The following is a 25645-nucleotide window of genomic DNA, read 5'->3' on the forward strand; positions in this document are numbered from 1 at the left end:
CGCTCGTCGGCTGCGGCGCGGACGGGGCGACCGGGACCGCCGGGACGCTGGTCGGCTCGTCGAGCTGGGATGGGCCCGGCATGGGCGGGGGCGGGGCCGGGGCGCTGGGCGTGGCCGACGCGTCGTCGTACTGCTCGGCGGGGACGACCATCAGCTCCGCGCCTGGCGCGGGCGGACCACAGCGGACGGCGATCCGGCGGTCCACGGCGTGCTCCGTGATCCGCTCGCCGTCGACGAAGGTGCCGAACTGGCTGCCGGCGTCGACCAGGACCCACGCCCCGTCGACGAGGCGGATCTCCGCGTGCTGCCGGGACACGGACCCGGCCGTCAGCACGACGTCGGCCTCGATGGCACGACCGATGCGGTACGACGACTTGCCGTCCAGTCGGAGGACGCGGCCGTCGACCTCGACCACGAGAGCAGACATGGCGGTCACCCTATGCGTTCGGTGCGGCGGCGGACGCGCTCGGGCGACGCACCTGCACGGTGGAATTCCGGATCTGGATGCGCGCGCCCTCGACCAGCTCGATCGTGCGGTCGGGCTCGAGCAGGAAGTTCTGTCCGCCGGGATAGGCGATGGGCCACGAGAAGTCGGAGGCGTTGTGCAGACCCCAGCGGTCCGGGGCGTCGGGGTGCTGCCGGACGCGGGCCAGGACGGTCGGGTGGTCGGTGCCCGAGGTGAGGTGGTCGGAGCGGATCGTGCTCTGCGGGCCGACCGCGATGGTGCGCCGCCCGACCTGCAGGAGGTACGGCGGCCGGAACTCCGTGCCGTCCTGCCAGCAGGTCACCGTGTCGTCGCCCGGCGCCCAGAAGTTCGTGGTGCCGCAGGTCGGGCAGGCGAGGATGCCGTCGCGCAGCCGGTCCATCGCCTTGATCCACTGGCCCTCGGTGACCCGCGCACCCGGCTGGTCGATGCCGTCGACGAACGCCTGCACGAACAGGTCGCGCAGGAACTGCGGGTAGATGTTCCAGTACTGCTGCACGATCTGCGCCGGCCGGTTGTCGGTGCGCGTCGGGTGCATGCAGAAGAGCGGGTCGGTGCCGAAGTGGGTCATCAGCCAGTGCGCGTCGCGCATGCCCGCGTCGGTGCGTGCTCCTTCGAGCGGGTGGCCGAGGAAGAGCGAGTAGAAGAGCAGGACGGCCAGCGAGTGCCGGTCGGTGTCGGTGTTGGGCAGCGTGCGGTAGGTCGTGTCGCGCACCACCTCCGGCGCCATGAAGTACGGCGTGCCGAGCACCCGCCCGGTCCCGTTGTCGATCCCGACGTTGTCGTTGTCGCAGATCAGCACGTCGCCGTTGCCGGGGTCGAAGAAGACGTTGCCGAAGGAGATGTCGCGGTAGCACAGGCCCCGCGCGTGCAGGCGCAGGAAGCTGTAGCTCAGCTGGCGGCACAGCTCGATGATCGACGAGAAGGACACGTCGAGCGGCTTGCCGTCGCGGTCGGCGTTGAGCAGCAGGTAGCTGAGCTCGAGGAAGCGCTGGTGCCGCAGGTGCATGACATAGCCGAAGCTGGGCTCGGTCGGGACCCGCGCCATGCTCAACGGCCACAGGAACCGCTGGTGCGGGGAGCCGATCTCGACCAGCTGCTGCATCTCGTCGTACTGCTGGGCGGTCGCGCTCTCGGGCTTGTACCACTTCAGCGCCAAGGGCTCACCGGAGTCGCGACGCACCTCGAAGACGTAGCCCTGGCCTCCCTGCCCGAGCAGCGACATCACCCGGGCTCGCCCCAACGGGCCGAGGTCGACCTCGACACCCTCTGCCAGCACCATCGGTGTGTCCGACCTCCGTTATCGCGTTCCTTGACCCGTGACAGGCTATAACCTCGACAGATCGGGGATAGTTGAAACCAACGACCCTGCCAACCCCGGCCGTCCGAAGGAGGCGCGATGAGTGACCGGCTCGGTGGCGCGCTCGCGCGCAAGCCCCTGCACTTCATCTTCGTGCTCGACGTGTCGGGCTCGATGCTGCGCGGCGGCCGCATCCAGGCGCTGAACAACGCCATCACCGAGGTGCTCCCCCACCTCAAGGACGAGGCGCGCGCCAACCCGCACGCCGAGCTCCTGGTCCGCGTCCTCGCGTTCGCCAACGAGCCGCAGTGGATCATCGAGGAGCCCACGCCGGTGGACCAGATCCACTGGAAGCGCCTCGAGGCGGTGCCGCGGGGCTTCACCGAGCTCGGCAGCGCGCTGCAGACGCTCGCCGAGGCGCTCGACCACCTCGACGAGAGCAACAGCGCCTTCCCGCCCGCGATCATCCTCGTCTCCGACGGCCGCCCGACGCAGAGCAGCGGCATCTCCTTCGCGGAGGGCCTCCAGACGCTGCTCAACAACCGCTGGGGCGCGACCGCGGTCCGTCTCGCGCTCGGCGTCGGCCGTGACGCGGACATGCACTCGATGCGCCGCTTCATCGGCGACGAGGACGTGCCGCTGCTGCGCGCGGACAACCCCGAGCAGCTCGTCGAGTACATCGTCTGGGCGTCCAAGGCCGCCAGCAAGGTCGCCTCCCGTCCCGTCGTCGGGCCGGGCAGCGGAGTCAATGCGGCACCCCCGAGCCCGATCGGTGACCCGATCTGGAGCACCCTCGGATGACCGTTCGCTGGACCACGCTGTCCGGCTCCTCGATCGGGTCCGTGCACGTCCGTGACGAGCTCCCCCTGCAGGACGCCGTCTTGACCTGGACCGACCCCGAGGGCGGCCACGCCGTCGTGGCGGTGGCCGACGGCCACGGCCACAAGCTCCACTTCCGCAGCGACACAGGCGCCGCGCTCGCCGTCGTCAGCGCCGTCGAGGAGCTGCGCCGGATCCTGCCCGACGTGGCGGCGAAGGCGGACCACGCCGCGGCCGAGGAGCTGCTCCGCACGGCGGCCGAGGGCCTGGTCGACACCTGGACCGCGAAGGTGCGCCACCACCTCGAGGCCAACCCGTACTCCGAGGCCGAGCTGGCGCTCGGCGCCGGGGAGGACCCCCTGCGCGCCTACGGTACGACGATCCTGGCCGCCGCCGCGGTCGCCGACCTCGTGCTCTTCCTCCAGATCGGCGACGGCGACTCGGTGCTGGTCTCGGCGCACGGCGAGGCCGTCCGGCCGCTGCCCGACGACCCCGACCTCGACGGCCTGCACACCAGCTCGCTGTGCCAGCCCCGCCCCCTGGAGGCGCTGCGGACGGCCGTGGTGGACGCCCAGGTCGACGACGTGGCGCTGGCGTTCCTGTGCACCGACGGCTTCGGCCGCCCCCGTGTCGACAGCGACGGCTGGTGGCGCCAGACTGGCGAGCAGCTGCTGGAGTTCAGCCGCAGCCGCGGCCTGAACTGGATCCGCGAGCAGCTGCCGGACTGGCTCGCCGAGCCGGCCCAGGTCGGCGGCGACGACACGACGATGGCGCTGCTGGTGCGCTCCGACATCGCCGGCGTCAGCCGCCCGGACCTCGCCGACACGGTGCCGGTGCCGGAGGGCTAGGAGCCCGGGCCGACGGTCACTCGCCCTCGCCGGGCCACCAGTCCTCGAGCTTCTTCAGCTTCCCCTCGAAGCTCCACGCGATGCCGTAGCAGTAGCAGTCGGACTTGTTCCAGTCCCAGTACAGCGCGGCCGTGCCGTCGTCGAGGTAGGCGTAGTAGGCGCCCTCGCCCTTGCCCTCGCCGAAGCGCCACGTGCCGCCGCCGCCCTGGGTCGCGGCCTCGTCGTACTTGCCCTTGTAGTACTTGCGGTCCTCGACCATGCCCTTGCGGGTGTTGTAGCGCCCGACGTTGACGACGATGCCCTCGACGTCGGCCTTGCAGGAGCTCTCCTCGGTCTCGCCCTCGAAGAAGGTGCGCTGCCGCTCGCATCCGGCCACGTCCATGTTGATGTCGATGAACTCCCGCAGCACCGGGTGGGCGGGAGCGGTCGGCACGGCGACGCGCGGCGAGGTGGCGTCGTACAGGGTGGTCAGGGCGTCGATCTTGGCGCTGCCCGAGGCGGTCAGCGTCGCCGACTGCAGGGCCGTCGTGCTGTCCCAGTAGACGACGGCGGGGTCGCTGGTCCCACCGCGCTCAGGGTCGAACTCGTAGAGCGCCGTCGAACCGTTGTCGGCCGTCATCGTGCCCGAGCGGTAGTCGAGCCGCGACGTGCGCGCCGCCTCGGCCGCGGCCTGGTCGGCGTAGGTGACCAGCCGCAGGGTCCCGGCGTTGACCGTGCACTCGACGACCTCCTTCTCGCCGGACGAGGCGGTCGCCGCCTTGCAGTCGCTCGCGCCCTCGGTGATCTTCGAGGCCAGCGCGTCGTAGCGGCCGTCGATGGCGGCCGGATCGACGTCGACCTCGGGGGACTTCGGGCCGGACTTCTCGTCCGACTTCTTCCCCGGGTCGTCGTCGCCGCTCGACGCCAGTACGACGCCGGCGATGACGCCGCCGACGACGACGATGCCCGCCACCGCGGCGGCGGCCCACACGACCGGGCCCTTGCCCTTGCGGGGCGGCGGGGAGCTGAAGCCCGGCGCCGCCGGATAGCCCGTGTACGGCGCCGGCGCGACCGGCTGCGGCGCGGAGCCGTAGCCCGGCGTGACCGACGGGGCAGGCTGCCCCTGCCCGGGCCACACCGTGGGCGGCGGCGACTGCACGGGCGGCGCCGGCGGGGTCGTGGGCGGCGTGCTCGGCGGCGGCAGGTGGCTCGGCGGGCGCTGCGAGCGGTAGCGCAGCACGATCGCCTCGGGCACCTTGCCGAGCGCGTAGCCGAGCACGGCTGCGGCCCAGCTCGCGGCGGCCGAGTCGTCCCCACCCCGCTCACGGGCCAGCCGCGCACCGGCCTCCTCGACGGCGCGGGAGACGTCGGCGCCGCTGTCGATCATGGCGACCAGCGGCGACATCACGTCGAAGCGGACGGCGTCGACGAGCAGGTTGATGTCACCCGTCGTCGCCTGGTCCTCCTCCAACACGTCGTCGAGGACACCCCGGAAGCCGGCGCCGTCCGACAGCATCGCGCTGCCGTGCTGGACGACGACGGAGCGGATCGCGTCGTGGAGCTCCATCACACCGTGGTGCCGAGCTCGGCGAGGATGCCCGAGATCCGGTCGGCGACCTCGGCGGCGGTGCGGGGACGGACGGCGACGTCGGTGGCCAGCGACGCCTCGACCAGTTCGCGCGCGCTCGCCGGCAGCTGGTCGGAGATGGTCGGCTGCGAGGCGAGGATCGAGCGGACCAGGAGCAGCGGCTCGGTGCCCTTCAGGTCGCCGTAGACCCCCTTGCCCGCGATCGCGAAGTGCAGCGAGGCGCCCAGCGACCAGATGTCGCTGGCCCGCGACGCCTGAGCGCCGAGCATGATCGCCGGATCGGTGAACTCCAGGCCGATCTGGCCCAGGCCCGTCGTCACCATGCCCGGCGAGAGCAGCTGCGAGAGGCCGAGGTCGGACAGCCGGCCGCCGTCCTCGGCGAGCAGGATGTTGGCCGGCTTGATGTCGCGGTGGGCGATGCCGCGCTCGTGCAGCGCGTGGGCGGCCAGGGCCGCGTCGCGGACGGCGGCCACGCGGGCCGCCGTACCGAACTCACCGTGGGGCTTCTCCAGCGAGCCGAGCGGGAGGAACTCCATCGCGTAGTAGAACGCGCCTCCGTGGCGGCCGGCGTCGTAGACCGCGACGAGGCGGTCCGAGTCGGCGACGCTGAAGTGCTTGAGCTCGCGCGTCGCGCGGCGGAAGGCGTCGTCGGACGTCGGGCCGGCGATCACCTTCACGACCACCTCGCCGGCACCGATCCCGAGCCGTGCGGGCGCCTTGGCGAGATAGTTGGTCCCGTAGTTCGACTCGCCCAGGGGGCGGACGAACTCGTAGTCAGCGATTCCCTGCACAGGGTCCTCCGTGGTGTCGGTCGGGCCGGTGGCCAAGTCCCAGCATGGCACGTTGCCACCCCTTCTCCACCCGGAAACCCTCCACTCGATCCGCTGGTGGTGCAAGGATTCATGGGGCGCGACCCCGGGTAGCCGGTGTAGCGTTCCGGACGCCATCAGCGACCCAGGAGGCACCGTTGATCGACCCCTCGGCGGCATCAGTCGTCCCCACCACCGATCCGTCCACGTACCTGCCGGCGCAGCCGATCACCGGCGACCTCACCGACCAGATGCTGCAGACGGACTTCTGGACCGACGAGCTCGTCGCGGCCGCGGGCATCCCTATCGTCGACGTCCCCTTCGTGACGGTCGGCGGCGGCATCGGCAGCTTCGTCACGGTCGACTACCTGCGCATCGCGGGCGTGCCGACCTCGCAGATGCGGGTCCTGAGCACCCTCGACTTCCCGTGGCAGACCTACGAGTACCTCACCCGGGTCTCGCAGGTGCCGCGCCCCGAGCGGATCCGCTCCGACTCGGCGTCGCGTCCCGACAACATCTGGGGCTTCCCGTCGTACGGCTTCGCCGAGGGCGTCAAGAAGTTCAACCTCAAGGTGCTCTGGGGCCTGTTCAGCGAGCCGATCTTCTCCGACTACTACACCCCGAAGGCCGGCAACGTCTTCGAGCAGCTCGAGCGCGAGTCCAAGCGGATCAACTACGACGAGATGCTCGTCAAGGGCCTGGTCCGGATCGTGCGCCGTCGGTACGGCGGCGGGTACTTCACGATCCTGACCCCGCCCGAGGGCGCGTCGGCCACCAAGCGCGTCGCGTTCCGCTCGCAGTACGTCCACCTCGCGGTGGGCTACCCGGGCCTTAAGTTCCTGCCGGAGCTGCAGCGCTACCGCACCGAGAACAACGACTACCAGCACATCGTCAACGCCTACGAGGCCCACGAGCACGTCTACGAGCGGCTCGTGCAGAAGCCCAGCACCGTGCTCGTGCGCGGCGGTGGCATCGTCGCCTCCCGCATCCTGCAGCGGCTGATGGACGACCGCGAGAAGTTCGGCGCGCAGACCAACATCGTCCACCTCTTCCGGACCTACATCAACGGCACCAACGACGGCTACGGCAACGAGTCCGACCCGCGTCCCGGTGGCGGCAGGACCCGGGTCACGATGCGCCGCCGCGGCGGCAACGGCTGGGCCTACCAGGGCTTCAACTACCCGAAGTCGGTGTGGGGCGGCCAGCTCAAGGCCCAGGTGCGCAACCTGGAGGGCGAGGAGCGCGCGGAGCTCTACAAGCGGATGGGTGGCACCAACACCCCGTGGCGCAAGAGCTGGCAGCGGCAGATGAACCAGGGCCGCCGCGAGGGCTGGTACAACTGCGTGGTGGGCACGGTCGATGCCATGGAGCCGAGCGGCTCGCGGATCCTCAACCAGGTCCGTACGGCGCAGGGCGTCGTGCCGCTCGAGGTCGACTTCGTGATCGACTGCACCGGCCTCGAGGCCGACATCGCCGAGCACCGGCTGCTCAAGGACCTGCTCGACCACGGCGGCGCCAGCCGCAACCCGGTCGGCCGGCTCAACGTGGACCGCAACTTCGAGCTGATCGGCACGGCCTCGGGCGGCGGCGCCATGTACGCCTCCGGCGCGACCACGCTGGGCGGCTACTTCCCCGGCGTCGACACCTTCCTCGGCCTGCAGGTCGCGGCGCAGGAGATCTACGGCGACCTCAACAAGCGCGGGTTCTGCAAGAGGATCGGACCGGTGCGCTCGACCGTGCAGTGGTGGAAGTGGCTCGCGGGGAGCAACCCGTGAGCGCCCGCCCCGTCCTGACCGCCTCGACCACCGGAGCGCGCTGATGCTGCCCACCCTCAACGGACGGATCCAGACCCGGATCTTCATGCTCGTCGTCTTCGGCGGGCTGATCACGCTGGCCCTGACGCCGATCCTGCCCGGCGACCCGGACTACCGGACGACGTACATCATCCTGGCGGCGGTGCTGGTGCTCGGCATCGTCTGGGAGCTGATCTACCACGTCATCCAGCAGTTCCGGTGGGAGAAGGACTGGCCGACGATGTTCGGCCTGATCACCGCGATCAACGAGGGCGCGCTGGTCTGGCTGCTGCTCGACCTCGAGCTCGTCCCCGGCATCGACTACCCCTCCGACGGCGTGCCCTTCTGGGCGTTCTTCATCGACTTCGCCGTCATCTGGTTCGTCATCTGGGTCTGGACCAACGGCCCGATGCGCGTTCCGTTCATTCGCTGGCGCTTCTTCGGTGGAAGGATCGTGTGACGCCATGGCTGCCACTACTGCTGACGACTGGTCCCGCGCGAGCATCGTGCCCGGCCCCGGCGAGGGCACCCTCGCCCGGATCGGGTCCGTGGTGCTCCTCGTCGGGTCGAGCGACCCGGAGGTCGTGAAGCCCTATCTCGAGCACGCCGAGATCGTCGCGGCCAACGGTGGCCAGGGCCGCCAGCTGGTCCGCGGCTACGCGCTGATGCTGTCGACCGCGGTCGACCAGTCCCCCGGCTTCGCCGCCATCGCGCCCCACACCACGGGCCTGGCGGTCTTCGTCGACGGCGACGTCACGGTCACCGTCGACGGCGACTCCTTCAGCGGCGCCGACTCGCTGGCCTGGGTCGAGCGGCTGATCCCCTGGCCGGTCGAGTCCGTCAGCGTGACGCTGGCGGGCGCTGCCGCGCCGGCCGACGGGTCGTCGTACCGACTCGACGGTGGGGTGATCCCCGCGGGCTCGTTCGCCCTCGGCTCCGGCACGGCCGCTGCCGTCATGGCGCCGGCCGAGCCGGCGATGGCGGAGGCGCCCGAGGCGGCGCCGGAGGCCGTGCACGACCACGAGCACGGGCACGACCACGGGCACGGGCACACCGCCCACCGGCCGCCCGCCGCCGAGCCCGAGGCTCCCGAGCCCGACACGGCGCCCGAGCCGGTCGTGGCCGCACCGCCGGCCCCGCCCGCTCCCCCGGCGCCGGTCCCGCCCGTGGCGGGACGCCCGCTGCCGCCGCAGCCCGCGGACGAGCAGGTCAGCTTCCAGTCCGTGCTCATCGACGACGTCGACGAGGACATGGACGACTTCGAGCCGCTCCCCATCGTCGAGGACGCCTCACAGGTCGTCGACGAGGCGGCGCAGGAGCAGGTCCGCGGCGTCTACTGCAAGAACCGCCACTTCAACGACCCGCGCGTGCTCTTCTGCGCAGTCTGCGGCATCAACATGGTCCAGCAGACGCCGGTGCTGGTGAACGGACCACGGCCGCCGCTGGGCGTGATCGTGCTCGACGACGGCGCGGTGTTCCAGCTGGACACCCCCTACCTCCTGGGCCGCGACCCGAACGCCGACCCGCGGATCGGGTCGGGCGAGTTCCGGCCGCTGCCGATCATCGACCAGTCCAACCAGGTCTCCCGCGTGCACGCACGCCTCGAGATGCGGGGCTGGGACGTCGTGCTGATCGACAACAACTCGACCAACGGCACCTTCGTGCACGTCCCGAAGACCCCGGACTGGGTGCGCATGCCGCCCGGCACCGAGCAGGTCCTCGTGCAGGGCACGCGGGTCCGGATCGGGCACCGCACGCTGGCGTTCAACACGCACGCCGGCGCTTCCAGCTGATGCATCGATGACCACGGCGGCTCGGTACGGCTGGGTCGTCGACGTCGTCGGCGACGTCGCCGCCTGCATCACGGTGGTCGGGGGGCTGCCGCCGGCCAGGCTCATGGAGCTGTTCGGCGCGGATCCCGACGAGCCGGTCGACGAGGACGAGCTCCAGGACATCGCTGCCTTCCACCGCCTGCTCGGCGGTGGATCGCTGACGGTCGAGCCCAACGGCTACCAGGGCAACCGCCCGGAGGTCCTGGTGCCGGCGTCGTTCGCCGCGCCGAACGGCCGCGCCGCGTCGGTCTACTGGAACGAGAACGTCGGCATCCGCTTCGCCTGCGCGGAGGCGGGCCGGATGGTGGCCTCGATGGAGCTCCCGCCGTACGACGACGAGGAGTTGGGCGACCTCCCACCCGACGTCCGGGCGCTCGTCCTTCCCCACGTGGACGACGAGGAGGTCGACCCGATCGCGCTCGGGTCGGCGATGGTCCACCTCTTCACCGGCGTGGCCTTCGGGCGGCACGACGTCGACAGGACGGACGTCGTGAGGATCAACCCGATGCCGGCGTCCGTGGAGGCCGACACCACCTCATCGACGGCGCTCGCCCGCGAGTACCCGGAGCTGGTCACCGCGCTCGCTGCGCTGCCCGCGCCGACCCAGCGCGAGGTGGTGGCGTGGTCGGTGGACCAGGTGCTCGCCGCGAGCGGGCTCGCCGACGATCCCGACTTCCGCTGCGTGGTCGAGCTACTCAGGTCCGCGTCGCCCGCTCCGCTGCCCGAGCAGGCTCGCAAGCGCTTCGGTGCGATCGATCGCGCGATCTCCGAGGAGAACCTCAAGGAGCACGAGGACGACTGGCAGGAGATCGTGGGCTACGGGGACGATGACGACGAGGACGGCGAGAGCTGGGCTGTGAACGTCAACGTCGTGGTGTCCAGCGACGCCGAGGGCGGGACCGCATCCGCGCGATCGGTCGGTCCCGGCGACCCGGAGTGGGACGAGATCGTCCGCCACCTCGAGGAGAGCCCCGAGTTCCGGGCCCTGCGCGACGGCAGCCTCGCCGAGGAGCTCGACGACTGGGACGCCCCGGACGACGAGACGGATCCGGACCACATGTTCTCGGAGAGCCGCTACCGGACCCTGAACGTCCAGCAGTGGGCATCGGGCACCTGCGAGGCTGCCGTGCATCCTGACGCCACCACCTCGGTCTGGCGGACGGTCCACGCGGCCTTCGGCACCATGGACGCGGTCAGCCGGCTGGAGGGCGGGACCCGACGCGAGCAGTTCTCCGCCGAGCTGGTCCGGCGCTTCCTCGCCGCCCATCCGTCGGGATCGGCCCTGATGGTGCCCAGGCTGGAGGCCCACGAGGCCGCCCGCACCCTCGCGCCGGCACGTCAACGGCAACTGGCGGAGTGGGTGGCCACCTTCCTCGCCCGCGCGGCCGGCGTCGACCAGGACCCCGACTTCGCCGTGACGTTGGGACAGTTCGGGCGGGGTGCGGTGGCCACCATGACGCCGGCCACCGCGGCTCGGCTCGCGCAGGCCGAGGCAGCGCTCGAGGCCGAGAGCCGACGACGGCAGCAGGACCACGAACCCGCTCCCCAGCAGGAGGTCGACCACCTCGTCATGCTGTCAACGGTGGCGAGCGCCATCGAGAACGCCTGCCATGCCGACCCCGGGCACGCCGCCGCCCGTGCCGTGCTCCGCGCCGACATGGACCTCGTCCACGTCGCCCTCGCCCGGCAGGCCGACGTCGACCAGTCGTTCTGGACCACGCTCTCCGAGCGCTTCGGCATCACCCGCTGACGGCGTCAGGCCGGGGCGGCGACCTCGCCGAGGGTGACCGTCGCGAAGTCGGTCGGCGCGGCGTCCAGCTCGGCCCGCACGGTGATCCCGCCCTGCCCCGCGGACGCGGCCGACAGGACGAGGGGCGCGGCGGCCAGTGGTCCGGCGTCCTCGGCGGCGTCGACCACCCGCACGCCCCGCGCGGCCAGCGCCGTGCGGGCTGCCGTGGTGCGGCGACCGTCGCCGCGGACCTCCAGGGTCGTCCCGCGCACGAGGGCCAGGCGCGCGCCGAGCACGATCGCAGCGTCGCCGTCCGTGTCATTGCTCCCGTGTACGACGACCGGCGCGTCCGCGTCCGGGACCGGGGTCCCCGCTGGAGCCACCACGACGGGCGACTCGTTGGCCGCGACGACGGCGTCGAGCGACGGGTCGTCGGACCAGGCCACCAGGCCCTGGGGCTGCAGCACCCCGACGAGCTCGACGAGGTCCTCCTGGACGTCCGCCGAGGGGTGGGCGATGACCCGCACCGGGACGCCCTGGCCCTCACCGTGGTGGACCAGGACCTGTTGGCGCTCCATGGCCGCGGCCATCTCGGCGAGGTCGAGCGACATGCCGCTGCCGACCTCGAGGGCGCGGCCCTGCGGGGTCAGGTCCGCGATCACGATCTCGGCCGGACGGGCGCCCCCGAGCGCGCCGATGGCCAGGTCGACGAGCAGCCGGTTGTCCTGGCCGTCGTGGGCGAGGACGAGGATCCGGTCGACGGCCTCCTCGCCGAGCGCGGCCCGCTCGGCCTCGGCGATGTCGCGCGCGACCCGGCGCTGCGGGTAGGTGAAGCCGAGCAACGGGCCGGTCATCACCGTGGTGACCAGGGCCATGATCACCATGAGCGTGAACAGCTCCGGCGACAGCAGGCCCTTCTCCAGGCCGACGTTGAGGATGATCAGCTCCGTCAGGCCGCGGGTGTTCATCAGCAGGCCGAGCGAGCTGGCCTGCCAGTGCGGGACCTTCTGCAACCGCGCACCGACGTAGGCGCCGACGTACTTGCCGACGATCGCCACGGCCAGGATCGCCAGCAGCGGCACGATGTGCTCGGTGCCGAGGCCCTGGATGTTGACCTTGAGGCCGGAGATCAGGAAGAACACGGGCAGGAGCAGGAGCACCGAGATCTGCTCGAGCCGGACCAGGATCTCGTGGCGGAGGGCGGCGGCCTGCTCGTGCGGGATGATCGCGCCGAAGAGGAACGCGCCGAAGATGTAGTGGATGCCGAGCACCTCGGTGGTGGCCGCGAACAGCAGCATCCCGACCAGCACGACCGAGAGGATCGTCGGCGTCAGCTCGCCGGCCCGGTGGTAGGCCCGGGTGAGCCAGGTGAGCGCGGGCCGGACCACGAAGATCGCCAGCAGCACGAACGGGATCGCGAGGTAGATCGCCCAGCTCGGGAGGTGTCCGTGGCCGCCGTCGACGCCTGCGATCGCGAGCACGACGGCCAGCAGGGTCCAGGCGATGATGTCGTCGGTCGCCGCGCAGGCCAGCGCGAGGCCTCCGGTCTCCGTGCGGTGCATCCGGCGGTCGGTGAGGATCCGGGCGAGGACGGGGAAGGCGGTGATGGACATCGCCGCGCCCATGAAGAGCGCGAACGGCCAGAAGTCCGCGCCCTCGGGCTTGAGCGCCTTGGTGGCGTCGCTGGTGACGAACAGGTGGGCCAGCCCGATGCCGAGCGAGAACGGCAGGATGATCGAGCAGACCGACACCGCCCCGGCGACCTTCTCGCGGCCCTTGATCAGCTTCAGGTCGAGCTCGAGCCCGACCACGAACATGAACAGCACCAGGCCGACGCGGGCGAGCACGTCGAGGAAGCCTCGCTGGTCGGTCGGGAAGAGGTCGTTGCTGAGCTCCATCCCGAGCAGGCTCGGGCCCAGCAGCACACCGGCGGCGATCTCCCCGACGACGGGCGGGATGCCGACCTTGGCGACCAGCGTGCCGGCGATCCGCGCGACGACGATGATCAGCGCCAGCAGGCCGAGCACGACGGCGATGTCGAGCACGGGTCCCGTCGCGGGCGGCGCCACGAGCACGGTGGGGGCGGGCATGGGTTCTCCTCGAGGACGACGTCGGTCGGAGCAACAGACACCCTAGGGCTTGCGCCTCACGCCGTCTCCCAACGGAACAATCTCGCCGCCAGCAGGGTCACCACGACCGCGAAGCCGGCCAGCACGACCAGCGGTACGACGGCCGCGGCCGGCCCCTCGCCGCGCACCATCACGTCGAGCATGCCCTCGTTGAGGTGCTTGAGCGGCAACAGGTCCGAGAGCCGCCGCAGCCACGTCGGGGCGCCGTCGAGCGGGAAGAAGGACCCGCTGAGGAAGGCCATCGGCAGCACGAGGAAGTTGGCGAGGTTGACCGCACCCTCGGTGGTCTTCGCGAGCGCACCGGCGAGCAGCCCGATGGCCATGAAGCACAGCGTGCCGACGACGACGAGCGGCACGGACATCCACCACGAACCGGTCAGCCGGAGGCCGAAGGCCGCGGCGCCCAGCCCGAGGAAGATCGCGAGCTGGCCGAGCGCGATCAGCAGGGTCACCGCGACCCGGGCGCCGACGATCGTGCCGGTGCCGACCGGTGCCAGCTGGAGGCGCCGGAGCAGCTTGGACTGCCGCCAGCCCTGCAGGGTCGCGGCCGACCCGAAGGCCGCGCTCATCGCGACCGCCCAGCCGAGCAGCCCGGGGGTGACGAACTGGATCACCGAGAGCGAGTCGTCCTCGACCCGCTCCGCGGTGAACGTGTACGTCGGCGGCTCGCCGGTCGCCGCCACGTTGGCCCCGTCCACGAAGGCCCGCAGCGTGCCCTGGGTGACCGCGGCCTTCACCTGGTCGGTCTGGGTGTAGTGCGCGACCAGCTCGTCGCCGCGCTGCTCGATCGCGACGTCGGCGTCGCCCTTGCGCACCTCCTCCAGCGCCGCGGCGAGGTCGTCCTCGTCGGTGACCTCGAAGGTGTGGTCGAAGGCCGCCCGCGCGTCGTCGGGGAGCTCGTCGACCAGCGGCACCGCGCCGACCTTGACCAGGTCGACCTTCGACTGGTCCTGGTTGCCGAGCAGGCCGCCGAAGAGCACGAGGAACATCAGGGGGAAGACGACGGCGAAGAACACGGCGGCGCGGTCGCGCAGGAAGCCGCGCAGGATCGCGACGGACAGGGCCAGGAAGGGCGAGCCCTCGAGGCGACGGCTCATGCCCGGTACTCCCGTCCGGTCAGCGACAGGAAGACGTCCTCGAGGGTGCCGGTGCGCACGCTCACCCCGGCCAGGTGGTCCCCGGCCGCGAGGGCGGTCAGCACGCCCGCCGGGTCGCGGGTCACCAGGACCACGCCGTCGAGGTCCTCGGCAGCATCGCTCACGCCGGGGATCGCCGCCGCCTGGTCCGCCGTCAGCGTGCCGGGGGCGACCGTGATCCGCGCGGGTGCGTCCAGGCCGCGCACCAGCGCCGCCGGGGTGTCGAACTGCAGGATCCGGCCGCGGTCCATGACCGCCACCCGGTCGCAGAGCACCTCCGCCTCGTCCATGTAGTGCGTCGTCAGTACGACCGTGCGCCCGCTCTCGTTGATCGACGACAGCAGGTCCCACAGGTTGCGCCGCGCCTGGGGGTCGAGTGCGGCCGTCGGCTCGTCGAGGAAGACCAGCTCCGGGTCGTGCACCAGCGCGCAGGCGATCGACAGCCGTTGGGCCTGGCCCCCGGAGAGGTCCTCCACCCGTGCGCCGGCCTTGTCGGTGAGCCCCACCCGCTCGAGCCACTCGTCCGCGGGACCGGCGCCGACGCCGTACAGGCTGGCGAAGGTGCGGATCTGCTCGCGCGCGGTGAGCCGCTCGAAGAACGACGAGGCCTGCAGCTGGACGCCGATGCGCGGCTGCAGCCGCGGGTTCCGCGGCCACACCGGCTCCCCCAGCAACCGCACCTCGCCGCCGTCGGGCTTCCGCAGCCCCTCGATCATCTCGAGCAGGGTCGTCTTGCCGGCGCCGTTCGGCCCCAGGACGCCGACGAACTCACCCTCGGCGACCTGGAGCGTCACGCCGTCGACGGCCGTGAGGTCGCCGTAGCGCTTGGTCAGGTCCTGCACGTCGATCGCGGACATCACCGCGACCCTAGGACAAGGTGGTGAGCCCTCTCAACGACATTCGGCTCAGGTGAGCAGGCCCCGCACCACGCGCAGACCGACCGAGACCTTGGCGATGTCGGTCGGCTCGTCGGCGCAGATGGCGTTCAGCGCGCCGATGGCGTGGTCGACGACACCGCCCGCGGCCTCCTCCCACACCGTGACGCGGCGCGACGCCAGCTCGAGCGGGTCCTCGTCCCCCTCCGGCTCCAGGCCGGCCGTCGCGGCGAGCACCTCGCCGGTCAGCTGGGCGTGGACGGCGTGCAGGTCGTCGCGGAGCGCGGCCCGGGCCATGGTCTGCCACTGGTCCTCGCGCGGCAGGTCGACGATCCGCTGCTGCAGCGCCGAGACGCCGAGCCGCTCGCCGAGCATGAAGTGCACCCGCGCGACCTCGGCCGGCGGGAGGCCGGCCCGGTCGGCGATCTCGACCACGTTGAGCAGCGTGTAGGCGACGTCGAAGGACGCGACCCGCGACGCCAGCTCGGGCGGCACGGACTGCGCCTCCAGCGACTTCCGGCGGCTCTCGTACGCGGCCAGCTCGGCGCCGGTCAGCAGCGACGGGAGCGCGAGCATCGTCTCCTGCACCGGCGTCGCGAAGAACTCCACATTGCCCTGGCTGTCCATGGGTGGGCGCCGGTTGGTGACGAGCCAGCGCGAGGCGCGCTCCACGAGCGTGCGCATCTCCACCCGCATCCGGGTCTGGAGGGCAGCGTCGAGCACGTTGTCGTACTGCTCGAGCTCACGCCGCAGGTCGAGCGAGCCGAAGATCTCGCGCGCCACGAAGTTCGCCCGGGTCAGCTCGGCCGGGCTGGCGCCCGTCTCGCCCGCCAGGCGGGGCCAGTAGGTGAAGCCCGCGCCGTTGACGAGGTCGTTGACGACCTGGGTCACGATGATCTCCCGGCGCAGCGGGTGGTCGCCGATCTGGTCGAGGAAGCCCTCCTGCACCGGGGCCGGGAAGTACGACTGCAGGTCCAGGGTGAGGTAGGGGTCCTCCGGCAGGTCGGAGGCCAGCAGCTCCTCGGCGAGCACGATCTTCGTGTACGCCATCAGCACCGCGAGCTCCGGCTGGGTGAGCGCTCCCCCGGCCTCGATCCGCCGCTTCACCTCGCGGGTCGGCGGCAGTGCCTCCAGGTCGCGGTCGAGCAGCCCACGCGACTCGAGGTCGTGCATCCACTGCTCGTGGACGTGCAGCAGCGACGGCGCGTTCTTCGCGGCGTTGGCCAGCGCGAGGTTCTGCTCGTAGTTGTCACGCAGCACCAGCTCGGCGACCTCGTCGGTCATGGAGGCGAGCAGCTCGTTGCGCTGCTTGCCGGTCAGGTCGCCGGCGAGGACGACCCGGTCGAGCAGGATCTTCAGGTTGACCTCGTGGTCGGAGGTGTCGACACCGGCCGAGTTGTCGATGAAGTCGGTGTTGATCCGGCCCCCGTCGACGGCGTACTCGATCCGGCCGCGCTGGGTGAAGCCCAGGTTGCCGCCCTCGCCGACGCACCGCACGCGCAGCTGGCCCCCGTCGACGCGGATCGCGTCGTTGGCCTTGTCGCCGGCGTCGGCGTTGGTCTCGGTCGACGCCTTCACGTAGGTGCCGATGCCGCCGTTCCAGAGCAGGTCGACGGGCGCGAGCAGGATCGCGCGCATCAGCTCGGCCGGCGTCATCCGCTCGACGTGGCCGGCGATCCCGAGCGCGGCCCGCACCTGGGCGTTGATCGGGATCGACTTGGCGCTGCGCGGGAAGATGCCGCCGCCCTCGGAGATGAGCGAGCGGTCGTAGTCCTGCCAGCTGGAGCGGGGCAGGTCGAAGAGCCGCCGGCGCTCGGCGTACGACGTCGCCGCGTCCGGCTCCGGGTCGATGAAGATGTCGCGGTGGTCGAAGGCGGCGACCAGCCGGATGTGCTCCGAGCAGAGCATCCCGTTGCCGAACACGTCGCCGGACATGTCGCCGATACCGACGACGGTGATGTCCTCGTTCTGGCAGTCGATGCCCATCTCGCGGAAGTGGCGGCGTACCGAGACCCAGGCGCCCTTGGCGGTGATGCCCATGGCCTTGTGGTCGTAGCCGACCGAGCCGCCGCTGGCGAACGCATCGCCCAGCCAGAAGCCGTAGTCGGCGGCGACGCCGTTGGCGATGTCGGAGAAGGTCGCCGTGCCCTTGTCGGCCGCGACGACCAGGTAGGAGTCGTCGGCGTCGTGGCGGACCACGAGCGGCGGCGGCACGGTCTCGCCACCGACGAGGTTGTCGGTGACGTCGAGCAGGCCGCGGATGAACGTCTTGTAGCAGGCGACGCCCTCGGCCAGCCAGGCCTCGCGACCGCCCTCACCGGCCGGGTCGGGCAGCTGCTTGGCGTAGAAGCCGCCCTTCGCGCCGACCGGCACGATGACGGTGTTCTTCACCATCTGCGCCTTCACCAGGCCCAGGATCTCGGTGCGGAAGTCGTCGCGCCGGTCCGACCAGCGCAGGCCGCCGCGGGCGACCGCACCGAAGCGCAGGTGCACGCCCTCGACCCGCGGCGAGTAGACGAAGATCTCGAACTTCGGCCGCGGCTCCGGCAGGTCCGGGATGGCCGACGGCTCGAGCTTGAGGGAGAGGTACGGCTTCGGGGCGCCGTCCTCGCCCTGGAAGTAGTTGGTCCGCAGGGTCGCCTGCACGTGCGTCAGGTAGGACCGCAGGATCCGGTCGTGGTCGAGGCTGACCACGTCGTCCAGCGCGGTGCTGATCTTGGCCACCAGACCGGCCTCGCGGTCGGCGCGGCCGTCCGCGGCTCCCGGGTCGAACCGGGTCTCGAAGAGCAGCACCAGCAGGCGGGCCAGCTCGACGTTGTCGACCAGGGCCTGCTCGATGGAGTCGAGCGCGAAGGGGCTGTTGCCCTGGCGCATGTACTTCGCGTAGGCACGCAGCACCATCGCCTGGCGCCAGGTCAGCTGGGCGCGCAGGACCAGGCGGTTGAAGCCGTCGATCTCGGTGAAGCCGTCCCACATCGCCCGCAGCGCATCGGCGAAGAGCTCGCGCGCGTGGTCCGGGAGGGCTTGGCCGTAGCGCAGGCCGAAGTCGTAGATGTGGGTACGACGTTCGAGGCCGGTCAGGCCGTAGGGCCGCTCGTCGACGACCTCGACCCCCATCGACGACAGCATCGGCAGCACGCCGCTCAGCGAGAGCGGCTCCCCCACCCGGAACACCTTGAGCCGGGCCTCGCCGTCGGCCGCGTCCAGGTCGGCGTAGAGCGACTGGTCGATCCCGCTCTCGCCGTGGATGGCCTCGATCCGGCCGAGGTCGACCGCGGCGGCCCGGGGGTTGAAGTCCTCCTTGTAGGCCTCCGGGAAGGCGTCGACGTAGCGCCGGCCGAGCAGCGCGCCGACCTCCTCGCCGTACTCGGCGATGACGGCCTGGAGGAAGTCCTCCTGCCACGAGCGCGACGCCTCGACCAGGCGGCGCTCCAGGTCGGCGGTGTCGATGTCGTCGGGGACCAGCTCGCCCTTGGGAAGGTGGACCACGAAGTGCACGCGCGCGGTCGTCGACTCGTTGATGCTGACGTTGAACTCGACGTCGTCAGGGCCGATCCGGCCCCGGCCGATCTGGTCGACCAGGATCTGCACGAACCGCTGGCGCACGCCGGTGTTGTAGCGGTCGCGCGGCAGGTAGACGAGGACCGAGAGGTAGCGGGCGTAGGTGTCGCGGCGGATGAACAGCCGGACCGCGCGGCGCTCGCGCGCCTGCATCGCCGCCTCCACGATCGGCGACAGCTCGTCGACCGGCGTGTGGAAGAGCTCGTCGCGCGGATAGGTCTCGAGGGTGTCGAGCAGCGCGGCGCCGTCGTGGCTGCGCGCGTCGTAGCCGCTGCGGTGCAGGACCTCGGCGACCTTCTCGCGCAGCAGCGGGATCTGCAGCAGCGACTCGGTGTAGGCCGCGCTGGAGAGCAGGCCGAGGAAGCGGCGCTCGCCGACGACCTCGCCGGCGTCGTCGAACGTCTTCACGCTGACGTAGTCGAGGTACGCCGGCCGGTGGACCGTCGAGCGCGAGTTGGCCTTCGCGAAGACCATCAGCGTCTTCTCGCGGGCCTTGGCCTTCACGGCGTCGGGCAGGCGGCTGAACGCGACCGAGGTGTCGCCCTCGCCCGGGTTGTCGCGCAGGATGCCCAGGCCGGAGCCGGGCACCGGCCGCAGCACGTCCTCGGCCTCCTCGCCACCGGGGAGCACGACGTGGTCCAGGACGTACTCGCGGTAGCCGAGGAAGGTGAAGTGCTCGTCGGCGAGCCAGCCCAGCAGCTCGCGGGCGCGGCGCACCTCCTCGGGGTCGAGCGGCGGCGGGTCGGCGGCGAGGCCGTCGACGATGTCGGTGACCTGGCCCTGCATGCCGGACCAGTCCTCGACCGCGGCGCGGATGTCGGCCAGCACGCGCTGGCACGCGGCCGCGACCTGCTCGGGGTGGTCGTCGCCGTCGCCGCCGAGGCGGCCGACCTCGATGTGCATCCAGGACTCGCGCACGGCGCCCTCGGCGGGCGTGACCGAGCCGGACGCGACCGGCTCGACCGACAGGAGGCGGCCGTCGGCGTCGCGGCGCACGTCGAAGGTGGGGTGGACGACGGTCCGGACGTCGTGGACCAGCCGCGCGAGCAGCATGGTCAGCGAGTCGACCAGGAAGGGCATGTCGTCGCCGACGACCTCCACGACCGAGTGCCCGGCGGCGGACCAGCCGTGCTCGGCGACCGTCGGGGTGAAGACCCGCACCTTCGCCTGGCCGGGCTTGCGGTCCAGCGCGAGGTGGTGGTGCGACGCGAAGGCGCCGTACACGTCGACGTCGCTGCGCGCGGCCAGCTCCTCCGTCGCGACGTGCCGGTAGTAGGCCGGAAGCAGCACGGGCAGCGCGTCACGCGGCGGCCCACCCGACCCCTTCGGTGTTCCGGCCGCGGCGGCGGCCTGCTCGAAGATGCGGTCACGGTCGGCCCCCGGTGCCGAGGGCGGCAGCGTCGTCATTGACACGTCTCGACACTAGGACCCCGGTGACCCGGGCCACAACCTGACGCGGCCGCATTCGTCTCGTATCCGAGACGGTCCGGCGGTCGCTGCGACAGGCCGTCGCCCGGCTGCCGTACACGGGCCACCGGGGTGCGACATGATGTCGCCATGAAGTTCCGACGTGAGCTCGCCTACGAGGCAGCCCCGGCCGAGGTGTTCGCCATGCTGGCGGACCCGGCGTTCCGGGAGAAGGTCGCCGCCGCCCAGGACGTCGTGTCGATCGACGTGACCATCACCCCGCAGGGTGAGGGCTTCACGATGGTCAGCGACCAGGTGCAGAGGACCGCAGGACTGCCGGCGATCGCCAAGAAGATCGCCGGCGACACCACCCGCGCGGTCATCCGCGAGGAGTGGTCCGACCCGGCCTCGGGGACGGTCGAGATCACGGCGCCGGGCAAGCCGACCACCATGGTCGGGACGATCCGGCTCACTGCCGACGGCAGCGGGACGACCTATGTCCAGGAGCTCGAGGTGGGCGTCAAGGTGCCGCTCATCGCGGGCAAGCTGGAGAAGATCATGGCCGACAACATCGACGAGGGCCTGTCCGTGGAGCACGCCACGGGCATCGCCTGGCTGAGGGGAGATCGCTGACATGGCAACACGTCTGGTGCACGAGATGGTGTACGACGCACCGCTGATCGAGGTCGCGGGCATGCTGTCGGACCCGGAGTTCCGGCAGGAGGTCTGCCGCAACCAGCGCGCGACGTCGTACACGGCGGAGATCGAGGGCGACGCCAACGAGAAGGCCGTCCGGATCGAGATGACCCAGCCGACCGACAAGGTCCCGGCCTTCGCGAAGAAGATCGTCGGCGACACGGTGACGATCGTGCAGACCGAGGCCTGGTCGAGCGCGTCGCACGCCGACGTCCACGTGACCATCCCCGGCAAGCCGGGCGAGATGAAGGGCACCGCGGTCCTCGTCGAGAAGGACGGCGTCACCCACGAGACGGTCACCCTCGACGTGACGGTCAAGATCCCGCTCGTGGCGGGGAAGATCGAGGACCTGCTGGCGAAGCTGCTCGGGAGCGCGCTGCGCGCCGAGGAGCGGACCGGGAAGGCGTGGCTGGCGCGCCAGCCGTAGCCGCCCGCCCCGGCACCACGCTCAGTCGTCGCGGCCCGGTTCCCCCTCGGGGAGCCGGGCCGTGTCGCTCTCCTGCTCGCGGCGCTCCTCCTCGAGCTCGGCACGACGCCGGACCATGATCACGATGCCGAGCACCACGAACGGCCCGAAGGCCAGGACGATCGTGGCGACCTGCTCGGCGGGATGCAGGGCGCCCATGTGCAGCGGGATCACGGACCCATCGTCCCACCACCCGCGCCGTCGCGACCCCTGCGGGTCAGGAACCGGGCTTGGGCCTCGGCTTGGCCTTCGGGTTGCGGCGTCCGCGCGGCGCGCGCTCCCGCGTCGCCGACGACAGCTCGAGCAGCTCCTCCAGCGCTTCCTGCACGCACGAGCCGAGGAGCTCGGCGTCGGGGATCCAGTCGCGGTCGGCGGTGATGCCGTAGAACACCCCGCCGTCGTACGACGTCACGCTGATCGCCAACGGGTGGCCGGGCGTCAACGGGGGCACCGGGTAGCTGGCCAGCATCCGCGCGCCGGCGGCGTACAGCGGGGTCTGCGGGCCCGGCACGTTGGTCACCGACAGCTGGTAGCCGCGTCGCAGCTCGGCATTGGCGACGCGGGAGCCGATGGCGTGGAAGGTCGTCGGCGCGAAGCCGGCGATGCCGGCGAGCCGGTTGGCGGCCACGCTGCGGCCGGTGTCCTTGTGCGCCTGGAAGGAGTACGAGACCTGGTGCAGCCGGACGACGGGGCTGGTCTCGCTGATCGGCAGGTCGACGAAGTGCGCCGCGATCTGGCTGCCCAGTGATGTGGCCTCGAGCTCCTCGTCGATGACCGAGACCGGCACGACGGCGCGGACCTGGCGCAGACCGCCCATCGACTCGGCCCGCGTCATCAGCCACGCCCGCAGGGCGCCGGTGACGGTCGCGAGGATCACGTCGTTGACCGTGCCGCCGTGCGCCTCGCGGACCTTGCGGTAGTCGGACAGGCGGGTCTCGACGGTCACGACGCGGCGCTGCTGCGAGAGCGGGCCGTTGATGACGCCGCGCCGCTTGGGCCGGCGCCCGGTGGCCGCGGCGGCGAAGGAGCGCACGCGGCTGCTGCGGCGGTCGGCCTCGCGGGCGACGGCCCGGGAGCCGGTGCGCACCGTGTCGAGCAGGACGCCGGGGTCGGTGAGGTTCTCCCGGACGGCGCTGCTGAGGAGGCGGGCCGGGTTGGGCGAGCGCCGCGGCACCCAGTCGTCGGGGTCGAGCTCGCGCGCCTCGGGCTGCAGGTCGAGCAGCAGCTGGCCGAGGTCGACGGTGTGGACCCCGTCGACGAGGGCCTGGTGGGTCTTGGAGAGCAGCGCGACGCGGCCGCCCTCGAGGCCCTCGACGAAGTAGATCTCCCACAGCGGGCGGGTCCGGTCGAGCGGGCGCGAGACGATCCGGGAGACGAGCTCGAGCAGCTGCGCCGACGTACCGGGCCGCGGAAGGGCCGAGCGCCGGACGTGGAAGCCGAGGTCGAAGTTCTCGTCGTCGACCCACACCGGGTTGGCCAGGTGGCCGGGAACGGTCTGGAGCCGCTGGCGGTAGCGCGGCACGAACGCGATCCGGTCGCGGATCAGGGCGACCAGGCGCGCGTGGTCGAAGGCACCCTCGCCCTCACCGGGATCGAAGATCTCGATGGTGGCGTTGTGCAGCGGCGTCTCCGGCGTCTCCTCAGCGAGGAACGTCAGGTCGCGCGGACGCACCCGATCCACCACGTCGTTCTCCAACCTCTTGGCGGACCCCCGGGGACCAACGGTGTCCGGCCCCATCCGGACGCCTTGGGGTCACCGTGAGATTCTGGCAGAGAACCTGGAGCCGGGCCGACACGGTCCACGAGTGTCGGCCGACGAGTGCCGGCTCCCCGACGAGGAGGACCACCCATGCGCTTGCGCGCTGTCGCCGCCGTGCTCACCGGCGTCGCCCTGCTGGCCACCGTCACCGCCTGCGGCGACGACGAGAAGGCCGGCTCCGACGACGTGGTGACGATCGACATCACCATCAAGGACGGCCAGGTGGACCCGAGCGGCGACCGGGTGAAGGTGGACGCCGGCCAGCCGGTCGACCTCGTCGTGACCGCCGACGAGCCCGGCGAGCTGCACATCCACTCCGACCCGGAGCAGCAGCTGGAGTACGACGCGGGCACCACCACGCTGCCGATCGCGATCGACCGGCCCGGCGTCGTCGCCGTCGAGTCGCACGAGCTGGACCAGGTGATCGTCCAGCTCGAGGTCCGTTGATCGGGGGCGCCGACGGCACGATCGAGGCGCACGGGATCGGCGGTCAGGCGGACCTGCCGATCTCCCTCGAGCTGGCCGTGTCGGGCGCGGTGGCCGCGCTCGTCGTCTCGTTCACCGTCCTCGTCGTCGCCTGGCGCAGGCCGCGCTACGACGGCCAGCCGGTCACCGGCCGCGTCATCTGGCCCCCGCTCGACGCCTTCGTGTCGTCGGTGGCCTTCCGGGTCGGCGCCCGCGTGGTCGGGCTCCTGCTGGCGGCGTACACGGTCGCGGTGGCGGTCGCCGGCCAGGACAACCTGACCAACCCGTTCTTCGGCATCTTCTACGTCTGGTGGTGGGTCGGGCTCGTCTTCGCTTCGGCCCTGCTGGGCCCGGTGTGGAGGGCGATCAGCCCGGTCCGCACCCTCAACGCCGGCATCGCGCGCCTCGCCGGCAGCGACCCCGACGCCGGGCTGGTCCCCTACCCCGAGCGCCTCGGCTACTGGCCGGCCGCGCTCGGCCTGTTCGCGTTCGTGTGGCTGGAGCTCGCCTACGAGTACCCGACCGAGCTGGGCTCCGTCCGGTTCTGGTGTGCCGTGTACGTCGGCGCGATGCTCGTCGGCGGAGCCGTGTTCGGCAACCGCTTCTACGAGCGGGCGGACCCCTTCGAGGTCTACTCCTCGCTCATCGCGAAGCTCTCGCCGTGGGCGCGCGACGAGGAGGAGCGCCTGGTGCTGCGCAGCCCGCTCGCCAACCTGGCGACGATCCCGCCGCTGCCCGGCCTGGTCGCGGTGGTCGCGGTGCTCTTCGGCAGCACGGCGTTCGACTCGTTCCGCGAGTCGACCTTCTGGGTGAAGTTCTACCAGGGCTCCAGCATCGACAAGGTCTACCTCGACAACGTCGCCCTGCTCTGCTTCGTGCTGCTCGCGGGCCTGCTGTTCAGCGGCGGCAGCGCGCTGACGCCCCCGGGTGCCGAGGTGTCGCGGCGCGACCTGCCGCGCCACTACGCGCACTCGATCGTGCCGATCATCCTCGGTTACATCGTGGCGCACTACCTCACGCTCTTCATCGACGTCGGGACGCAGACGCTCGCCCGGGCCAGCGACCCGTTCGGCAAGGGCTGGGACATCCTCGGCACGGCGGCCGTCGAGCCGTCGTACTGGTTCTCCTACCACCCGCAGACGCTCGCCACGATCAAGGTGCTCGCGGTCGTGGTCGGACACGTGGTGGCGGCGATCGCCGCCCACGACCGGGCGCTGGCCCTGCTGCCGCGGAAGGACCAGGTGACCGGTCAGCTGCCGCTGCTGGCCGTCATGGTGACCTTCACCGCGGGCGGTCTGATGCTGCTGTTCAGCGCCTGACGGACGGCCGGGTGCCGACGAGCAGGTGGAACACCGGCTCGCGGTCCCCGAGCGTGCGGTGCTCGACGTCGAGGCCGGCCGCGGCGAGCGCGGCCACCACGTCCGCGACCGGCCGCAACGTGAAGCCGTGGCGGGTGAACGGCTGGCGGCCCATCCACGCGGGGTCGGCGATGCCGATCACGCCCGTCCCGGCCGGGGCGAGCACGCGCGCCGTCTCGCGGAAGGCGACATCGAGGTCGTCGACGAAGTAGACGGTGTTCACGCTGATCCAGCCCGCCAGGGCACCGTCGGCGAAGGGCAGCGCGGCCATCGTCGCCTCGTGCAGCTCGAGCCGGCCGCTCGCCACGGCATCGCGATGGGACCGCCGAGCGCGGTCCAGCATGTCCGCCGAGGGCTCGACGCCGTGCACGCGGCCGGTGTCGCCGGATGCGTCGAGGAGCAGGTCGAGTCCGAGTCCGCCGCCGAAGCCGATGTCGGCGACCGTCTCGCCCCCGGTCAGCGCCAGCGCGTCGACCGCCGCGGCGACCGTGGTCGCGTTGCCCTTGTTGAGCATGCGCGCGACGAGCGCCCCGAGCGGCCCCGACGGACCGCCGAGCTGGCGGCCGAGGACGCGCAGGAGCACGTCGGGGACGGGGATCCGGGGCACCCCGC

21 protein-coding genes are annotated in these 25645 nt (G+C 71.8%); 10 read left to right on the top strand and 11 right to left on the bottom strand.

What is annotated here, in order from left to right; all coding sequences use genetic code 11:
* Nucleotides 1-427, bottom strand: a 427-nt coding sequence (locus AC2YHB_RS21565) for an FHA domain-containing protein (protein ID WP_487354604.1), incomplete at its 3' end; no start/stop codon positions are given.
* A 10-nt stretch (nucleotides 428-437) separates the two neighbouring features.
* Entirely contained in the window at nucleotides 438-1766 is a 1329-nt protein-coding gene (locus tag AC2YHB_RS21570; RefSeq protein WP_051931453.1) for a protein kinase domain-containing protein, read from the bottom strand.
* Nucleotides 1767-1883: 117 nt separating this feature from the next.
* On the opposite strand from AC2YHB_RS21570, the gene AC2YHB_RS21575 reads away from it, so the two are divergent.
* Together AC2YHB_RS21575 and AC2YHB_RS21580 are read left to right on the top strand one after the other, a co-directional pair.
* Entirely contained in the window at nucleotides 1884-2585 is a 702-nt protein-coding gene (locus AC2YHB_RS21575) for a vWA domain-containing protein (protein WP_051931451.1), read from the top strand.
* Complete coding sequence (locus tag AC2YHB_RS21580) at nucleotides 2582-3451, top strand: protein phosphatase 2C domain-containing protein (protein WP_179650389.1); 870 nt, start codon at nucleotides 2582-2584, stop codon at nucleotides 3449-3451. The genes AC2YHB_RS21575 and AC2YHB_RS21580 overlap by 4 nt, the downstream gene beginning before the upstream one ends.
* 16 nt (nucleotides 3452-3467) lie before the next feature.
* Here AC2YHB_RS21580 and AC2YHB_RS21585 read toward each other — a convergent pair whose 3' ends face one another.
* Together AC2YHB_RS21585 and AC2YHB_RS21590 are read right to left on the bottom strand one after the other, a co-directional pair.
* Entirely contained in the window at nucleotides 3468-4997 is a 1530-nt protein-coding gene (locus AC2YHB_RS21585) for a hypothetical protein (RefSeq protein WP_179650388.1), read from the bottom strand.
* Nucleotides 4997-5809, bottom strand: a complete 813-nt coding sequence (locus AC2YHB_RS21590; RefSeq protein WP_036541195.1) for a protein kinase domain-containing protein — start codon at nucleotides 5807-5809, stop codon at nucleotides 4997-4999. The genes AC2YHB_RS21585 and AC2YHB_RS21590 overlap by 1 nt, the downstream gene beginning before the upstream one ends.
* 176 nt (nucleotides 5810-5985) lie before the next feature.
* Between AC2YHB_RS21590 and AC2YHB_RS21595 the strand changes: the two genes are divergently transcribed.
* From AC2YHB_RS21595 to AC2YHB_RS21610, 4 genes are read left to right on the top strand one after another with little or no spacing between them, the layout of a single operon-like run.
* On the top strand, nucleotides 5986-7602 hold the full coding sequence (locus AC2YHB_RS21595; protein WP_207009980.1) for an FAD/NAD(P)-binding protein: 1617 nt from the start codon (nucleotides 5986-5988) through the stop codon (nucleotides 7600-7602).
* 43 nt (nucleotides 7603-7645) lie between these two features.
* Entirely contained in the window at nucleotides 7646-8080 is a 435-nt protein-coding gene (locus tag AC2YHB_RS21600) for a hypothetical protein (RefSeq protein WP_179650387.1), read from the top strand.
* 4 nt (nucleotides 8081-8084) lie between these two features.
* Nucleotides 8085-9413, top strand: coding sequence for an FHA domain-containing protein (locus AC2YHB_RS21605; protein WP_179650386.1), 1329 nt, complete (start codon nucleotides 8085-8087; stop codon nucleotides 9411-9413).
* 7 nt (nucleotides 9414-9420) lie between these two features.
* Nucleotides 9421-11202 carry a hypothetical protein gene (locus tag AC2YHB_RS21610; protein WP_179650385.1) on the top strand — a complete coding sequence of 594 codons (1782 nt, stop codon included), beginning with the start codon at nucleotides 9421-9423 and terminating at the stop codon, nucleotides 11200-11202.
* Nucleotides 11203-11207: 5 nt separating this feature from the next.
* On the opposite strand, the gene AC2YHB_RS21615 is transcribed toward AC2YHB_RS21610, so the two are convergent.
* The 4 genes from AC2YHB_RS21615 to AC2YHB_RS21630 are packed head-to-tail and all read right to left on the bottom strand — an operon-like array spanning nucleotide 11208 to nucleotide 20289.
* Nucleotides 11208-13271: a cation:proton antiporter gene (locus tag AC2YHB_RS21615; protein WP_179650384.1), complete on the bottom strand. Its 2064-nt coding sequence runs from the start codon at nucleotides 13269-13271 to the stop codon at nucleotides 11208-11210.
* A gap of 56 nt (nucleotides 13272-13327) precedes the next feature.
* A complete protein-coding gene (locus AC2YHB_RS21620) occupies nucleotides 13328-14407 on the bottom strand; it encodes an ABC transporter permease (RefSeq protein ID WP_179650382.1) in 1080 nt (359 codons plus the stop codon).
* On the bottom strand, nucleotides 14404-15303 hold the full coding sequence (locus tag AC2YHB_RS21625; protein WP_179650380.1) for an ABC transporter ATP-binding protein: 900 nt from the start codon (nucleotides 15301-15303) through the stop codon (nucleotides 14404-14406). The genes AC2YHB_RS21620 and AC2YHB_RS21625 overlap by 4 nt, the downstream gene beginning before the upstream one ends.
* 48 nt (nucleotides 15304-15351) lie before the next feature.
* On the bottom strand, nucleotides 15352-20289 hold the full coding sequence (locus AC2YHB_RS21630) for an NAD-glutamate dehydrogenase (RefSeq protein ID WP_179652426.1): 4938 nt from the start codon (nucleotides 20287-20289) through the stop codon (nucleotides 15352-15354).
* 150 nt (nucleotides 20290-20439) lie between these two features.
* On the opposite strand from AC2YHB_RS21630, the gene AC2YHB_RS21635 reads away from it, so the two are divergent.
* Entirely contained in the window at nucleotides 20440-20922 is a 483-nt protein-coding gene (locus AC2YHB_RS21635) for a DUF2505 domain-containing protein (RefSeq protein WP_179650378.1), read from the top strand.
* A gap of 1 nt (nucleotide 20923) precedes the next feature.
* Nucleotides 20924-21412, top strand: coding sequence for a DUF2505 domain-containing protein (locus tag AC2YHB_RS21640; protein WP_179650376.1), 489 nt, complete (start codon nucleotides 20924-20926; stop codon nucleotides 21410-21412).
* A gap of 21 nt (nucleotides 21413-21433) precedes the next feature.
* Here the strand turns inward: AC2YHB_RS21640 and AC2YHB_RS21645 are convergent, their stop codons facing one another.
* Both AC2YHB_RS21645 and AC2YHB_RS21650 read right to left on the bottom strand, forming a co-directional pair.
* Nucleotides 21434-21625: a hypothetical protein gene (locus tag AC2YHB_RS21645; RefSeq protein ID WP_036541018.1), complete on the bottom strand. Its 192-nt coding sequence runs from the start codon at nucleotides 21623-21625 to the stop codon at nucleotides 21434-21436.
* A gap of 43 nt (nucleotides 21626-21668) precedes the next feature.
* On the bottom strand, nucleotides 21669-23135 hold the full coding sequence (locus tag AC2YHB_RS21650) for a wax ester/triacylglycerol synthase family O-acyltransferase (RefSeq protein ID WP_036541016.1): 1467 nt from the start codon (nucleotides 23133-23135) through the stop codon (nucleotides 21669-21671).
* Between the two features lie 165 nt (nucleotides 23136-23300).
* Between AC2YHB_RS21650 and AC2YHB_RS21655 the strand changes: the two genes are divergently transcribed.
* Nucleotides 23301-23657, top strand: coding sequence for a cupredoxin domain-containing protein (locus AC2YHB_RS21655; RefSeq protein WP_179650374.1), 357 nt, complete (start codon nucleotides 23301-23303; stop codon nucleotides 23655-23657).
* Nucleotides 23654-24994, top strand: a complete 1341-nt coding sequence (locus AC2YHB_RS21660; RefSeq protein ID WP_487354605.1) for a hypothetical protein — start codon at nucleotides 23654-23656, stop codon at nucleotides 24992-24994. Before AC2YHB_RS21655 ends, AC2YHB_RS21660 begins: the two co-directional genes overlap by 4 nt.
* Here AC2YHB_RS21660 and AC2YHB_RS21665 read toward each other — a convergent pair.
* Nucleotides 24984-25640 carry a class I SAM-dependent methyltransferase gene (locus AC2YHB_RS21665; RefSeq protein ID WP_308645620.1) on the bottom strand — a complete coding sequence of 219 codons (657 nt, stop codon included), beginning with the start codon at nucleotides 25638-25640 and terminating at the stop codon, nucleotides 24984-24986. The genes AC2YHB_RS21660 and AC2YHB_RS21665 overlap by 11 nt on opposite strands.
* Nucleotides 25641-25645: the final 5 nt, after the last annotated feature.

Source organism: Nocardioides sp. SRI_004 (genome assembly GCF_057586415.1).